Annotated in this window: 20 protein-coding genes; 4 read left to right on the forward strand and 16 right to left on the reverse strand. The window is 39.2% G+C overall.

What is annotated here, in order from left to right:
* Positions 1-52: 52 nt before the first annotated feature.
* From N0O92_RS17620 to N0O92_RS17645, 6 genes are all read right to left on the reverse strand, one after another.
* The gene (locus N0O92_RS17620; protein WP_315615979.1) at positions 53-382 is read right to left on the reverse strand and encodes a hypothetical protein; all 330 of its coding nucleotides are present in this window, start codon (positions 380-382) and stop codon (positions 53-55) included.
* A gap of 129 nt (positions 383-511) precedes the next feature.
* Positions 512-952 (reverse strand): hypothetical protein, encoded by a 441-nt coding sequence (locus N0O92_RS17625; protein WP_315615980.1) that lies wholly within the window; start codon positions 950-952, stop codon positions 512-514.
* A 132-nt stretch (positions 953-1084) separates the two neighbouring features.
* Complete coding sequence (yidC, locus tag N0O92_RS17630; protein WP_396334544.1) at positions 1085-1825, reverse strand: membrane protein insertase YidC; 741 nt, start codon at positions 1823-1825, stop codon at positions 1085-1087.
* A gap of 56 nt (positions 1826-1881) precedes the next feature.
* Positions 1882-2151 carry a hypothetical protein gene (locus tag N0O92_RS17635; RefSeq protein WP_315615982.1) on the reverse strand — a complete coding sequence of 90 codons (270 nt, stop codon included), beginning with the start codon at positions 2149-2151 and terminating at the stop codon, positions 1882-1884.
* A gap of 84 nt (positions 2152-2235) precedes the next feature.
* The gene (locus tag N0O92_RS17640) at positions 2236-4083 is read right to left on the reverse strand and encodes an LTA synthase family protein (protein ID WP_315615983.1); all 1848 of its coding nucleotides are present in this window, start codon (positions 4081-4083) and stop codon (positions 2236-2238) included.
* 155 nt (positions 4084-4238) lie between these two features.
* Positions 4239-5081, reverse strand: a complete 843-nt coding sequence (locus tag N0O92_RS17645; RefSeq protein ID WP_315615984.1) for a Cof-type HAD-IIB family hydrolase — start codon at positions 5079-5081, stop codon at positions 4239-4241.
* 247 nt (positions 5082-5328) lie between these two features.
* Between N0O92_RS17645 and N0O92_RS17650 the strand changes: the two genes are divergently transcribed.
* Positions 5329-5514, forward strand: coding sequence for a hypothetical protein (locus tag N0O92_RS17650; protein ID WP_315615985.1), 186 nt, complete (start codon positions 5329-5331; stop codon positions 5512-5514).
* A gap of 48 nt (positions 5515-5562) precedes the next feature.
* On the opposite strand, the gene N0O92_RS17655 is transcribed toward N0O92_RS17650, so the two are convergent.
* Both N0O92_RS17655 and N0O92_RS17660 read right to left on the reverse strand, forming a co-directional pair.
* Positions 5563-5916, reverse strand: coding sequence for a YlbF/YmcA family competence regulator (locus N0O92_RS17655; protein WP_315615986.1), 354 nt, complete (start codon positions 5914-5916; stop codon positions 5563-5565).
* 117 nt (positions 5917-6033) lie between these two features.
* On the reverse strand, positions 6034-7164 hold the full coding sequence (locus tag N0O92_RS17660; RefSeq protein WP_315616015.1) for a DUF445 domain-containing protein: 1131 nt from the start codon (positions 7162-7164) through the stop codon (positions 6034-6036).
* 150 nt (positions 7165-7314) lie between these two features.
* Between N0O92_RS17660 and N0O92_RS17665 the strand changes: the two genes are divergently transcribed.
* The 3 genes from N0O92_RS17665 (at position 7315) to N0O92_RS17675 (ending at position 8365) form a co-directional block, all read left to right on the forward strand.
* A complete protein-coding gene (locus tag N0O92_RS17665) occupies positions 7315-7782 on the forward strand; it encodes a hypothetical protein (RefSeq protein ID WP_315615987.1) in 468 nt (155 codons plus the stop codon).
* A gap of 142 nt (positions 7783-7924) precedes the next feature.
* Positions 7925-8140, forward strand: coding sequence for a DUF5342 family protein (locus N0O92_RS17670; RefSeq protein ID WP_315615988.1), 216 nt, complete (start codon positions 7925-7927; stop codon positions 8138-8140).
* A gap of 54 nt (positions 8141-8194) precedes the next feature.
* On the forward strand, positions 8195-8365 hold the full coding sequence (locus N0O92_RS17675) for a hypothetical protein (RefSeq protein WP_315615989.1): 171 nt from the start codon (positions 8195-8197) through the stop codon (positions 8363-8365).
* 78 nt (positions 8366-8443) lie between these two features.
* On the opposite strand, the gene N0O92_RS17680 is transcribed toward N0O92_RS17675, so the two are convergent.
* From N0O92_RS17680 to N0O92_RS17715, 8 genes are all read right to left on the reverse strand, one after another.
* Positions 8444-8689 (reverse strand): hypothetical protein, encoded by a 246-nt coding sequence (locus N0O92_RS17680; RefSeq protein ID WP_315615990.1) that lies wholly within the window; start codon positions 8687-8689, stop codon positions 8444-8446.
* Between the two features lie 66 nt (positions 8690-8755).
* Positions 8756-8965: an alpha/beta-type small acid-soluble spore protein gene (locus N0O92_RS17685; protein ID WP_315615991.1), complete on the reverse strand. Its 210-nt coding sequence runs from the start codon at positions 8963-8965 to the stop codon at positions 8756-8758.
* Positions 8966-9387: 422 nt separating this feature from the next.
* On the reverse strand, positions 9388-10917 hold the full coding sequence (locus N0O92_RS17690) for an acyl-CoA carboxylase subunit beta (protein ID WP_315615992.1): 1530 nt from the start codon (positions 10915-10917) through the stop codon (positions 9388-9390).
* 11 nt (positions 10918-10928) lie between these two features.
* Entirely contained in the window at positions 10929-11708 is a 780-nt protein-coding gene (locus N0O92_RS17695; protein ID WP_315615993.1) for an enoyl-CoA hydratase, read from the reverse strand.
* Positions 11709-11721: 13 nt separating this feature from the next.
* Positions 11722-12627 (reverse strand): hydroxymethylglutaryl-CoA lyase, encoded by a 906-nt coding sequence (locus N0O92_RS17700; protein WP_315615994.1) that lies wholly within the window; start codon positions 12625-12627, stop codon positions 11722-11724.
* A 26-nt stretch (positions 12628-12653) separates the two neighbouring features.
* Entirely contained in the window at positions 12654-12869 is a 216-nt protein-coding gene (locus tag N0O92_RS17705; RefSeq protein ID WP_315615995.1) for an acetyl-CoA carboxylase biotin carboxyl carrier protein subunit, read from the reverse strand.
* An 8-nt stretch (positions 12870-12877) separates the two neighbouring features.
* Entirely contained in the window at positions 12878-14227 is a 1350-nt protein-coding gene (locus N0O92_RS17710) for an acetyl-CoA carboxylase biotin carboxylase subunit (RefSeq protein WP_315615996.1), read from the reverse strand.
* A gap of 11 nt (positions 14228-14238) precedes the next feature.
* A complete protein-coding gene (locus N0O92_RS17715) occupies positions 14239-15384 on the reverse strand; it encodes an acyl-CoA dehydrogenase family protein (protein WP_315615997.1) in 1146 nt (381 codons plus the stop codon).
* Positions 15385-15401 lie beyond the last annotated feature (17 nt).

Genomic DNA, 15401 nt, shown 5'->3' on the forward strand with positions numbered 1-15401 from the left:
TAATCGATGACACGAGTTTCAGGTATACAAACCGCTATTATTACAACTTTTCTCATAATCCAACGTGATTGCCGTCATTTTTGCTTTTTTCGATATTTCCCGGGTAAAACTGACGTTTCCAATCAAAAGGTGACAGTGCTGACGGGCAAATGGTGTCCGTTGCATTGCGCTTCAGGCACTTGCTTTCGAGGCGACTGAAAAAGGTACGGTTTTCACCTTTTTTAGTCGCCTTTAAGCAATGAGCGGAGCCGTTGCCTTCTTTTAAGCCTGCTACGAGTGGGTTTCTCGTAGCAGGCGCGCAACGTGTGAAGCCATTGCACTTCCCCGAATCTGCTAAAAAGATCTTTTCCAGCGGCCTCCCTCTTTTTCCCGCAGGAGTCAAGTACCTTCCGCTCCATTCCACTATAGTCCTGGAAATTCAATATCAACAACTGTTGAAAAACAGTCTATTTTTAATCTATCGTACTCCGTTCTGTTAAATGGCAAAACACCCCTTATAGTAACAGCTCTACTAATACAGTGCTGCTATCGCGGTTAAAGCTGCAAGAGGTAAGATTAATCGATTCCAACCTATCGGGCGTGGATAAGGCCCGTATGGATAAGGAAAGTGCGGGTATGGTGGGAAATATGGGTACGGGAAAATAGGAGGATAGAAACCCGCTGGATAAAACCTTTCATCTTCCTCTCTAGCCATAGACGGTTGAGGATAATGCGCAAAAGCGTGATCGTACTCGTGTCCTTGTTGATACATCGAATGTGCTTTTGTTCCTTGAGTCAATTGTGACAGATCCATATATTGCCCAAGTTCATTTATCGGAACCATAAGATAGACATACTGATCATCAACATGCTCAACAATTCCCGAGTAGTTCTGTTTGTTTTCTACTTCCACCGAAACAGCTTGATTTACGTATTGTTGACATTGCATTTTCATATTTTGATATTGACTCATACTATCTCCTCCTTCACCGTTCTAGCCTATTCAAAAAAAGAGATATGGGTGATTGCGGATTGATTCACCTGCACACAAAAAAGGCGTCCTCAAGGGTCTGTTCTTGACCTCCTGATGACACCTCCAAAAACTTTATACTTTACTAACTTGTGCTTCCTGCTGTTCGAACCTTGTTACCGTAAAATACGTTTGAGTAATCATGAATAGATTTCCAACTACCCAGTATAAGGAAAGTGCTGATGGCAATGAGATACCAGCTATAATAATCATAATTGGCATCATATACATCATCATTTTCATCTGACCATTTAATTGGCTTGATGTCATTTTCACTTGTAAAAACGTCGTCGCCCCGGCTACTAAAGGTAGTAAATAAAGAGGATCGGGATTTCCAAGATCAAACCATAAAAAGTTGTGAAATGCGATCTGCTCTGTTCTCATAATAGCAAAGTAGAAAGCCATCATGACCGGTAATTGCACGAACAGTGGCAAACATCCTGCCATCGGATTCACACCATGTTGTTGGTACAGTGCAAATAATTCCTTTTGCATTTCTTGCTGCTTTTTAGGGTCTTTTTTTGTTGCCTCTTTATATTTTTGTTGTAATTTTTCCATCTCAGGTCGAAGCGTTTGTAATGCTCGCGTACTTTTTTGTTGCTTTAACACTAATGGCAATAAAGCTAGGCGAACCGCAATCGTAACCAATACAATCGCAAGTCCATAACTGCCATTAAATACTTCTGCAACATATATGATGAGCCATGACATTGGATAAACAAAAAAGTGATTCCAAATTCCTTGAGTTTCAGATGTGATCGGAGCTTGCTCTACACTACCACAAGCCGTCAACGTTAGTAAGATCCCTATAATCATAAATAACAAACCAAATTTTTTCACAAATCGTTCCTCCTTGTTGTTTTCAATATTTGTTAGAAAACAACAAGATTAGGTTCTTCATCAGCTTGATTTTTATGATCAATCAAAGAAGGGATTTTCGGTCGGTACTGATTCGAAGAAGGGTGGCTCAAGTATACATTCACTTCTGATCGAACAACTGTATCAACCGAATGCTTTTTCCAATTTGTCCGTAACTGCCATTCAATCAACAACACATTTGCTTTTGTAAAAGCAGCGACGATTAGGAATGTTAGTAAGACTGTTTCCCATAACATCGTCATATCAGAAATAAATTCAATCACCTTGCCCCACCTCCTCTTTTTATGTTCATTTTATCACAACCAAACTGTATTACAAAATAGAGGCTCTATCACGAAAAATCTTTACTAATCAAATCTTAATAGATCTCCGTAAATGATTTTATCAGATAATCGTAAGTCTAATTGTGCTTTCTCCATAAATGGTTCACATTTTTCTTCCAGCGTTTCCTCGCCAGTCCCTTTATCGTAACAGACCCCATTCGTAAAGACGATATCATCGGTTATGAAACTCGTATTCCGTAACACAGCAAAAGATTCACGTTCGTTTGAGAATAGGTCAGAGCCAAATTGTATGTCATCTCGAGTATCGATTCCTAACAAGTGCATGATTGTAGGTTTAAGATCAATTTGGCCGGATACGGTATGATTCACACTAGGATCGTGGCCTGGAATATGAATAAGCAGCGGGACTCTTTGTAATTGGACATGATCAAAAGGAGTTAATTCCTCTTTCCCCAAAAATTGACTCATTGCTTTATGGTGATATTCTGAGATGCCGTAATGATCTCCATAAAGAATAAAAATAGAGTCCTCATATAGACCTTCTTCTTTTAATTTAGTAAAAAATTCTTCGACAGCATGATCCATATACCGAACGGTTGGAAAATAACGATTTAAAGTTCCACTATTTGAATCAAACTCATTAATCATTTTATCTTCTTCCCCTAATTCAAACGGGTAATGATTCGTTAACGTGATCAATTTCGTATAAAATGGTTTTGGTTGAGTTTTTAACAGATCAATAGACTGTTCAAAGAAATCAACATCTTTTAATCCCCAACCAATTGAATTTTCTTCCGTCACGGTGAACGAGTCAATATCGAAAAATTGATCATAACCAAATTGCAAATACATCATATCTCTATTCCAGAAACTTTTGTTATTGGCATGCATGACAGATGAATAATAGCCATTTTCATGTAGCCATTCAGGTAAACTATTATACTCATTTCCTGCATGTGTGAAGAACACCGATCCACTGTCTCTTCCAAACAATGAATTCGCAACGAGAAATTCTGAATCAGATGTTTTTCCTTGAGCCGTTTGGTGGTAAAAATGATCAAAATAATAACTTTCCTCAATTAAGTCGTTTAAAAAGGGCGTAATTTCTTCCCCATTTAACGTTTCATTTATCACAAAACTTTGAAGAGATTCCAATGATAATACGATCACATTTTTCCCTTCAGCAATTCCATACATTTCCGGATTCGGCTCTTTATAATTTTCTTTCCGGTAACGAATCACTTCATCGATATCTGAACTCTCAGCAAACACTCTTTGTGCTTTTGAATGTGATTGAACATAGGCGTCATATACGTGATAATTTAAGAGTCCTATATTTTTCACCAACATCTCCCTATCAAAAGCTCTTGTCAGCAATTGTGGTCGTTCAATCTGGGCGATCCCAATATTAAATAAGAAGATAACTAACGATGCCACAATTAAAGCAGCTGGCTCTCTTTTTTCTCTCATTTGTAAGGGAATCTTTTTCCACCATATTAGGCCGATAAGAATAAGGATATCGAAAAGAAGAAACGCATCAGTCCAGTTCATTAATTGCAAAAAGCTTCCTTGCAAATCTTTTGCATTGCTCGTTTGAAATAAAACGGGCCACGTCAAAAAGTCAGTAAAAAAACGATAATAAAGCAGGTTAAAATACAAAATACAAGTGGCAATGGTACTTAATACAATGACCATGCCGTTTCTTACTACACCACTAAAGAACAAGCTAAGCCCAATAACAAAGACGCTCGCACTTAGAGGGTTTAATAGTAATAACATTTCTTGTAAGATATTTTCAGATTGAATATGAAATCCAAATTTATAAAGCAGATATGTTTTCAAACATAAAAAAGCGACAGCTAACAAAAGAAAACGTAATCTGATTAATTCGGCTTTTATTTTGGCAGCCATTTTTCTTTCTCCTCTCACCAACAAACAATTTTTTACAGATTTGAGTCCATATCTTATAATATTCTTTTCTAGTAACAAGTCAATATAAAAGTTTTTGACATGTTTTTAGAATATCAAAAAGCACCAACCATCTGGTTGATGCAGAATAACGGTAATTATAATTGCAATCTTAATTGTTTTCGAAACACTTCTCGAATCATATAGGAAACTCCATTTTGCTCATTTGAGCGGGTAAGCCAATCTGCTACCTCTTTAACCGATTCTGTTGCATTTCCCATAGCGACTCCTAATCCAACTTGATTAATCATATCCACATCCGTATTTTGTGATCCAACAGCTACCATTTCATTTGCTGATATTCCTAAATACTGACCTAATGTTTGTAACCCTCTTGCTTTAGAAACACCGGCACTCACAATCTCAAATCTTCCTGGCGCTGACTCTTGCAGTCGAATTCCTGCCACAACTTCTTCTAGTTGCCTAATGGCTCTTTTTTGATCCTCTTGATTAAAAAATTGAACTTGCACTTTTGGAGGAGCAATTGGCTCTTGCATGAGCTGCTCACAAACAGAATCTACAAATCGAATTGGATAAAAAAGAGGATCCCCTATTCCGATCGTCATTTTCGCGATTAAATGATTTCGTTGCCGTACCTTATTTCCAATGGAGTAATCCTCATGGAACACTCGAATGTGGCAATCATATCTTTCTAAAATGTCTACTACTTGCAATGCTTTTTCTTCTTTCATTCTTCTTACAAAAATAGGTTCATCTGCATTTTCAGCGATAAACGCCCCATCGCTTGTTATTAGACATCCATCTACCTTTAACGCTTTTGCAATTTTTTTCGCCGATGGATACGGCCTTGACGTTGCAAGAGTCACATAAACCCCTTTGTCCTTTACATATCCAATGGCATCTTTTGTTTGTTTGGTCATTTTAGAATTTGATTTTAATATGGTTCCATCGATGTTTAGGGCTAGCAGTTTGTAAGTCATAATCGTATGTCCCCCTTCTTCATGTTGTCCCTTTACTTGAGCACCTAAAAAAGGCTTGCTCTTTATAACCTAGACTATGAGGAGAGCTCGTTTCTTAGAACCATAAACGTCGCTTCCACGAATTTGCTAAAAAGAGCTTTTTCCGTGAATTCCGATTTTTTTCTTTTTCAGCGCTCCTCTATATTGTAGTTTCATCGATAACGTGTATAATTTTACTGTTACGAAAAAATGGCTAAGAAGGGATCTTATGAAACGAGTATCATCGTACTATTTGCTACCAACTGTATTTTTCTTATTGCTCTCGGCTTCCCAATTGTATGAAGAAAGTATTCATACGATTTTCATGACGATCTTAGGCTCGATTTGTCTTGGTTTGTTAACTGGGTTTGTTATCCATATTGCTATGATCATTAAGAGAAAAGTTTCCAAATAAAAAAGTGTGACAAAAGCGATATTGCGCTTTTGTCACACCTTACGTTCATTATTGTTGTTCCGGATTTCCGTAGATTTCTTCTAACGGTTCTGTAATAATTTTGTTTACATCTCCGATAATGACACTTAGACGTTGCTCAGCTTCCATTAGCTTAGAGATTAATTCATGTTGTTGAACAAGTTCAAATTGTTGCTGAGCTTGTTGTGCTTCTTCTTCTGTAATTTGAATTCCTTGCATTTGCTTTTGTTGAAGTTCCAGTTGCAGTTGACGGAAGTTATCTAACATTCTTTTCGCGATATCATCTGCCGCAATTTGTTCGTGCAGTGATTTAAGCGTTGTAAACTCCTCACTCTCTGCTAGAGTCTTTTTTAATTCATGGGCCTTATCGTAAACATTTGACATTATGTATGTCCTCCTAAAAATATTAGTCTTACCGACTATAACATTTCCGCCTTCTCAATGCATCCCACACGAGCGAATTTTATTAAATTTAGCTGTTTTTCGTCTTCTCTTTTCTCATTACCCTATCAGCAAAATAATAAAACCTTGAATAAATCCAATGACCCCTCCAAGTACAGCGCCAAGATACGTAATCATTTTAAATTCACGCTTTGAAATAGAAAGAACTAACTCCTCTAATCTTTCTACCGAAAATGTCTGTACTTGCTCTCGAACAATATCATCAAGGTGGAACCTCTCTAGCAACGCCTCCAAATGAGTACTTAGCAAGTCCAATAAAACATCGACACCCTTTGGTATGACGGTTGTCGTTACATACTCTTCGTAAGCGCCTGTCCATTCATACAGCGGTTGTTCTATCATCGAATACAATGGAATTTGTTTTTCTGCTGTACGAACAAGAAATGAAACCATTTCTTCCTCATTTACATTTTTTTCAATGTCTTCAAGCTTTTTTTGTTTTAGTTTTTCCCACTCTTGTACAAGGAGCTGTTGTACAAGTGTTCTCGTTCCCTCGTCTGTTAAAAATTTAACAAGTTCCGGCTGTACTTTATCCACTAATCGATCATTTCCAAGAAACATCGAGATCATATTTCCAAGCGTGCCTTTTTGAATTAAGAACCGGTCAATCATTTGACTAAGCTTTTCTTTTCCTTCCGCGCTTTCGAGGAATGACTGTCCTCTTTCTAGAATATAATTGGTTACAGACGGTATGTGACTTTCTATTTTCTCTTGTATGGAATTAGGAACTAACTTTTCTAACGTTTCCATGCGATTTGTTTCGATAAATTGTCGATAGCTCTTCTGTACAAGTAACTCTGTCTTTGTTACGAGCCGTTCTTTTGAGTTCATGATTCCAAACCGCTGTTCTAGCAACGTTGAAATGCTATCTTGACTTCTCATCACTTTTGTTGCTTCTGTTTGCAACCAACTAATAATTCCCGTCGAAAAAGCCTGACTTTTTAACTTCTTCCCGAGACCTTCAGCTGTTAATAAATAATCAACAACCATTTTACCTAGCTGCTTCGCCAGTTCATCATGTCGTTTTGGAATTAAGCCTGGGGTAAAAGGAACTCTCCAAGATCCAATTCTCATTTCTTTGTAAGGTCGAAATAACATCTTTATGGCAAGTGAATTGGTTAATCCACCTATAATGGCACCGATGATTACCATAAAACTAATAAGTAACATTGTTTGCAACTTGATAACACTCCTTTTATCCATTCACCAAATAGGCATCTAACACATAGTATACGATACACAACACGCCCCCGCTAGTTTATGTCTATCACCCCAGGAAGATGGCTTATCCCTCTCACTATTCAAAGGAGGTCCTAAAACATGAAGATCATTTCAATAAAGAGTCGACAATGGGAGCAATACCGTAGGCCTATTCTAAATTTTGTGAAACGCCACGACAAAGATGCGATTAATTCTTGTTATTCTTGGCTTTTTAGATTAAAAAAACATCATTTGCATCAACCAGGAACTGCAGTTAAGTTAGCTCTGTGGGAAGGCAAAATCATTGCTGTTGCTGCCGTAAGTGACTATGGGACAACACATTCTGCTTTTATTGTTGCTCCAAAGTATATTCAATCTCACATTCAGATTCATTTATTTACTTCGTTAATTGATGATCTCGGTGTTTGTTATACCAAAATAAAATACGATGACAAAGACCGAATAAAATCTGCACTTCAAGCTGGACTTGTTTGCTTTGCATATTTACGTGGAGAAAATGATCAGATTTACCTTTGGTTTGGTGGAGGGCACTGGCATACCGATGATATTACGGAAAAAGAAGCATAAAAGAGGCCACTGAAAAATGGTACGATTTTTACCTTTTTTCAGTGGTCTTTCAGAGTCACCTTCAAAAGATTTTTCGAGCAGCTATCCCTTCTTGATGATACAATGAAAGAAAGCGCTTTAACCAATCGAGAGGGGGAAGACTATGCTCGTTCACTTTCAGTACAAAGAGTTACGTAATAACCTACTACGTCGCGAATGGTCTTTTTCTTTTTTTTATGAAGGTCGATACATGACGGGTACGTACTACAAAGACGGTCGTATCAAGTGGAATGATGATGATCTCACTTTGGAAAAGAAAGAGAAACTTGAGCCTCATATTCATGACTTAATGCTTTATCATGTGTATGAAGAGCATTAAACGAATAAAAAGCCACCACTCACACACCATAACAACTAAAGGGGTGGTAACAACATGGCAAAAAATAAAGGATCCAATTATGAAGGCCGCGATAAAAAATTCGTTGATGTAGACCGTATGATTAATGAAGGTCTAGGTGGTGGGACAACCCACGGCCGTCAATCAGGAATAATCGAAGAGTCACGAGGATATCTTGAAGAAGAAGACCCTCCAAAAAAATCATAACACTTTTAAGGCGGACGTGTTTTAGTATCATTTACACACTCCGCCCTTTTTTTATAAATTCCATCTTTTAATCTTTCTTTATTGTTCGTTAACAAGATGAACAGAAGTCTTTCCACATTGACTACATTGTAAATAATGAGGACATTTCTCTTCTTCAAAGTCATTTGTTATCCCATTATTTAATTTTGTTAAATCAATAGGTAAATACGCATCATACTTCTCGTAATAATCCATAATTCTTCCATAATCTACTTGCTGACTTTGACATTCTTGACATTTTAGTTCTAACGATACCATGCCATTACAAACTGGACACATCCCCATTGTTCTCTTCTCCTTGTATACAAAGAAGAGGTGAGCGAACTCACCCCTTCTAATCCAAAATATTAATTATTGTTGTGTTCCACCCATTTGTTGTTCAGCCATCTGAACTAGGCGTTTTGTAATTTCTCCACCTACAGACCCGTTTGCACGAGATGTAGTATCTGCTCCAAGGTTAACACCGAATTCTGAAGCAATTTCATACTTCATTTGGTCAAGTGCTTGTTGTACTCCAGGTACAAGCAATTGGTTTGAATTGCTGTTATTGTTACTTGCCATGTGTCTCACCTCCTTGTGTACTTATAGTGTGGTTTATTTCGTCTTCGTTATGTAAAAAACATGTTGATAATTTATGGTAATTGACTCAAACCTTTATGACACAATTAAAAAAAGGTCATGAAAATGACCTTTGGGTTAAGACTCTTTTTTATAAATGAGAGGTCAGATGCCGCTCCCGGGATGGGGGGCACGCTTTCCGCAGGCGGGCGTTGAACTAACCGGCACGCCGGTGGATTTCAACCTGCCCTCTCCTCCTGCAGGAGTCGGCCTCCCCATCCCGTCCGCTAATGAACCTTTCTACCAAAAATAGCACAAAAAGTGCCACAATCGTTTAGAATGGAGCTAACACAATGCACTAGAGATGTGCCTTTTTTATGTTCCTAAGCGAGGCTTTTTGAGAAGCCTTAAATACTCATAAATAATTAAACAGGATAAACTGGATGTTTTCTTTCACTAATGTTCACTTGCTTTGATTCATATGCGGCGTAACGATTTATTAACTCTTCACGCAAATCGTTTCCATCCACGATGCCGTCAATAACAAGCTCAGATGCCAATCGATACACATCAATATCAGCCTTATATTCTTCACGTTTTTCTGCAATAAACCGTTGTCGCTCTTTTTCGGGAAGCTCTTTTATTTTGTTTGCGTAAACAGCATTCACGGCAGCTTCGGGTCCCATTACAGCAATTTGTGCCTGTGGAAGAGCTAAACAACAATCAGGATCAAAAGCAGGACCAGCCATCGCATACAAACCTGCTCCATATGCTTTTCGAACAATAATCGATATTTTCGGAACCGTTGCTTCAGACATAGCTGCAATCATTTTAGCTCCATGCCGAATAATTCCTGCGCGTTCTACTTTCGTCCCAATCATAAATCCAGGAATATCAGCCAAAAATAATAGTGGAATATGATAAGCATCACATAACGAAATAAACTTCGCTGCTTTATCAGCCGAATCGTGGAATAAAACTCCCCCTTTTGCTTTCGGTTGATTCGCAATGAATCCTATGACACGCCCTGCTATTCGACCAAATCCAGTAATTAATTCAGGTGCAAACAGTTTTTTTATTTCAAAAAACGTATCCTCATCAACGACCCTTTCAATGAAATCGTACATGTTAAAAGGGCTATTTTGGTTAGACGGAATAATATCGTTAATGCTTTTTTCAAACTCTTTTGCTTTTTGTGCTGGTATAGTTGCAGGTTTTTCCTTGTAACTTGCAGGAAAATAAGATAAGTACCTTCTAGCTAACGAAATAGCTTCCTGTTCTGAACTGGCTAATATATCTCCACAGCCAGAAACTGAACAGTGCATTCTTGCTCCACCCATTTCTTCTAACGAAACACGCTCCCCAATTACCATTTCTGCCATTCGTGGTGAACCAAGATACATCGAGGCATTTCCATCCACCATAATCACTGCATCACAAAATGCAGGAATGTAGGCCCCACCTGCTGCTGATGGTCCAAATAGTAAGCATAGTTGAGGTACTTTCCCTGAGAGCTTTACTTGATTGTGAAAAATCCTCCCTGCCCCTCTTCTACCTGGGAACATTTCCACTTGGTCTGTAATACGTGCACCTGCTGAGTCCACTAAATAAAGAATGGGTATATGAAGCTTCTCCGCTGTCTCTTGAATCCGAATGATTTTTTCAACCGTTCTCGCTCCCCACGAACCCGCTTTAACAGTTGAATCATTTGCCATTACGCAAACCTTCTGGCCATGAATGGTTCCAATTCCTGTGACAACGCCATCCGCGGGCAATCCCTTTGATTCGTAATTTGCGAATAATCCATCTTCTAGCTCTGTTCCATTATCAAAAAGCAATTTCAATCTTTCTCGAACAAATAGTTTTCCTTTCCCTTCATTCATTTGATGATACTTCGAATCTCCACCTTGTTTAATAACATTGATTTCATCTTTTAATTCTTTTTTTGAGGACATCAGCGTCACTCCTATTCCCCTTTATAATTCGGTTTTCTCTTTTCTTGAAAGGCAAGCAATCCTTCACGGCGGTCTTTCGTATCAATGATTTTTTCGTATGCATGCCTCTCAATCGTTAAGCCTGTTTGTAAATCAACTTCCAATCCAAGATCAACCGCTTTTTTCGCTTGTCTAACTGCAACGGGGCCATTACTTGCAATTTTCTCAGCAAGGTCAAATGCCTTTTTCAAAACATCTTCTTGTTGTTCTGCATGTTCTACTAAGCCCATTTCTTTCGCTTCTATTCCGGTTATTCTAGATGCTGTAAAAATTAATTCCTTCGCTTTTCCTGTCCCTATTATCCTAGGAAGCCGCTGCGTACCTCCTGCGCCTGGAATTATCGCTAAAGACGTTTCTGTTAGTCCATACGAAGCGGTCTTGTTCCCTACCCGTATATCACAGGCCAAAGCTAGTTCCAAACCCCCACCTAAGGCACTTCCGTTCATGGCTGCAATGGTTGGTAGTTTAAGCATCGATATTCTATTGATCGTCATCCCGATTTTTTGTACAGCAAACCTAACTTCTTGTTCATTCATCTCACTTCGTTCTTTTAAATCAGCTCCTGCGCAAAACACATTTCCTCCCTTACCTGTAAAAATAACAACTCTTGCCTGTTTTGATTCTTCAACACTTGTCAAAAAGTCATTCATTTCACGAAGCAGTTGAATGGACAGGGCATTTGCTTTTGTCGGACGATTCAGAGTTGCCAAAATTATGCCATTCCGTTTTTCTTCTATTAATAGTGCCTTCAATTTGACAACCTCCTTATCTCCTTTGAGCAAGGGCTCTTTGTAAATTGTGACTAGGCAATCGATGATGGAAGTGCTTTTGTATCCATACGGCACATTGTGTTAGTTTTTCTAAATCTATCCCCGTATGAGCCTTCATTCCTTCGAACATGAAAACCAGATCTTCTGTTGCAACATTTCCGGTTGCACCTGGGGCGTACGGACAACCTCCAAGTCCTCCAACAGATCCATCAAATTTACGTATGCCAACTTGATAAGCTGCGTAACTATTGGCTAATGCTGTCCCGCTCGTATCATGTGGATGAAAAGCAAGGTTTTGAAGAGGGATGTAAGCTGAAATCTTTTTCACAATATCCTCCACCTCGTTTGGAGTTGCCATACCTATCGTATCTCCTAGTGATAGTTCCTCCACCCCGATCTCATGAAGGATTGAAGACACATACAGCACTTTCTCATGACTCACCTTGCCTTCGTACGGGCAATGAAAAGCGGTCGATACATATCCACGTACGGACTTCCCTGCTTTTTTCGCTTCCTTTATAACATTCTTCAAAATGACAATCGTTTCATCAATCGATTTGTTCACGTTTTTCTTATTATGTGTTTCACTAGCTGAAAGGAAGACTGCTACTTCATCAATTCCTGCTTCTAATGCTCGCTCAAGCCCGTGTTCATTGGGAACTAGTGCACCAAATGTAACGTTGTCTCTTCTCTTAACCCCTTTTACGACTTCACTCGCATCCGCTAATGCAGGGATCCATTTAGGATGAACGAATGACGTTAATTCAATATAGTTCAAGCCTGTGTCAACTAACTGATTCACCCAATCAATCTTGGTTTCCGTTTTGATGATGACTTTCTCATTTTGCAGCCCATCCCGTGGCCCTACCTCACGTATCAGAACATCATTACTTCTTGCCAAAGCATCACGTCCTTTTCGTTTCTTCACTATCCATCAAGCTCAATTAAAGTGTCACCGTCATCTACAAACGCTCCTTCTTCTTGGACGATGGCACGGACCGTACCACTTTCCGTAGACTCAACAGGAATTTCCATTTTCATCGATTCTAAGATCGCAATCTCCTGCCCTACTTCCACCTTGTCTCCGGCTGAAACAAGTATCTTCCACACATTGCCTGCCATGGTTGTTTTTACTTTTTTCATTTTTTCACTCATCCTTTTTTTGTTTGTATGAAATCAGAAACAAAAGAAGTCGTTATATTTCCAGCTTGAAAAGCAGGATGACTAAGCACTTCTAAAAGCATTGGAATATTCGTTTTAATACCTTCAATCTGATACTGTTGTAGCGCATGAATTAACTGATCTAACGCTTCTTTTCTTGTCTTTCCTTTCGTAATCATTTTGGCTATCATTGGATCGTAAAAGGGGGTAATCACACTCCCTTTTTCAACCGCGCATTCATGACGTACCCCTTCCATCATCGGAACATGAATAGCGGTTATCGTCCCAGGAGAAGGAAAACTTGTTTTCGGATCTTCTGCATAGATTCGTACTTCCATTGCATGACCATCTCGTTTAAGATCTTTTTGCTTAAAAGGCAACGTTTCACCACTAGCTATCCTTAGTTGCCACTCGACTAAGTCAATCCCTGTTATTTCCTCCGTGACCGGATGTTCTACTTGTAGTCGAGTGTTCATCTCCAAGAAGTAAATTTGTTTCTCATGATCTACCAAACATTCAATCGTTCCTGCATTCGTATAACCAATTTTTTGTGCTACGTCTCTAGCTAATGTACCAATCCTGTCACGAAGCTCTTCATCTAAAATGGGTGAAGGAGATTCCTCAATCACCTTTTGATGTCTGCGTTGAATAGAGCATTCTCGTTCCCAAAGGTGAACGGTATTACCCTTGTTATCAGCGAGGATTTGTATTTCAATATGTCTTGCTTGTTCGATTGCTTTTTCAACAAACATCTCTCCATTGCCAAAAAACATTTTTGCTCTTTTTTGATTAGATACAAACGCTTTCTCTAATTCGTTTTCATTTTGTACCACTTGCATTCCAATGCCGCCACCACCTGCAGAAGCCTTCACCATCACTGGAAACCCAATTTGTTTGGCTGCTTGCAACATCTCTTCCAGCTTTTCTGTTGCGAAGTCGGTACCTGGAATAATAGGAAATCCTGCTTCTGCCATGGCCTTTCTAGCTTTTACTTTCTCTCCCATTAGTTCAATCATGTTAGGTTGCGGCCCAATAAAGACTATATTTTCTTGTTCACATCGCCTTGCAAACTCGGCATTCTCAGACAACAATCCATACCCCGGATGGATCGCATCTACCTCGAATACTTTGGCAGCCTCTAGAATCTTATCCATATTTAAATAACTATCTTGCACTCTAGAAGGTCCAATTTCATAACATTCATCAGCCATTTTCACATGCAAAGCATTGCGATCTGCCTCCGAATAGACCGCTACTGTTCGAACACCTAACTTTTTACATGTTCGAATAATTCGAAGAGCTATTTCACCACGATTTGCAATTAGAACGCTCGTAAACACGGGACCCCTCCTTATAAGCAACCTAATTGTCTTGCAATCACAAGGCGCTGAATTTCAGATGTTCCTTCTCCAATTTCCATTAATTTTGCATCTCGTAACATTCTCTCAATTCCATATTCGCGCATATAGCCGTAGCCACCATGAATTTGCAAAGCTTGGTTACATACTTTTGTAGCCATTTCAGAGGCAAATAATTTTGCAAACGCAGCCTCTTTTGAAAAAGGCTTCTCTTGGTCTTTTAACCAGGCTGCTTTCATCACCATATTCCTTGCTAATTCAATCTCCATAGCCATATCTGCTAATTTGAACTGAATCGCCTGAAATTGGGAGATGGTTCTCCCAAACTGCTTTCTTTCTTTTGCATATGTTAATGCTTTGTCAAAAGCTGCTTGAGCAATGCCTACCGCTAACGCTGCGATTGAAATTCTCCCCCCATCCAATGTATAAAGAAATTGCTTAAATCCTTTCTCTGGGTCTCCTAGCAAATTCTCTTTTGGCACTTTGACGTCTGTTAGGACTAATTCACATGTATTGGAAGCGCGAACCCCCATCTTGTCGTACTCACAGCGAATCTGAAAGCCTTCCTGATTCGTGGGAACGATCAAAGCCGAGATAACTTTTTTCCCTCTCAAATCCTCCCCTGTTACAGCTGTAACAATGACACACTTGGCATATCCAGCATTTGTAATCCAACATTTTTCCCCGTTAATCCGATAATGGTCTCCTTCTAAAACCGCAGTTGTTCTTGTGCCCCCAGCGTCGGACCCTGCATTGGGCTCAGTTAATCCAAACGATCCAAGCGCTTCTCCTTTAATTAATGGAACGAGATATTCTTGTTTTTGTTGCTCCGTTCCAAAATAGTATAATGGGCTCGCTCCAAGAGACACAGCAGCTGCATAGCTTAGCCCGGTCCCACCACACGCTCGCCCAATTTCCTCAACGGCAATGGCGTACGTAATCGTATCAGCTCCAGCTCCACCGTACCTTTCAGGAAATGGCAACCCTAAAAAACCCAGTTCCCCCATCTTCTTAAAGACTTCTATCGGGAACGTTGCTTCTTTATCCCACTTCTCCGCATTCGGGGCTATTTCACTTCGAGCAAATTGGCGAACCATATCTTGAATCATTTTTTGTTCTTTTGTTAACCCGAAATCCATTTCCTTTCCCCCTTTGA

This window comes from Alkalihalobacillus sp. MEB130 (assembly GCF_032335535.1).
Lineage (GTDB): Bacteria > Bacillota > Bacilli > Bacillales > Bacillaceae_D > Halalkalibacter.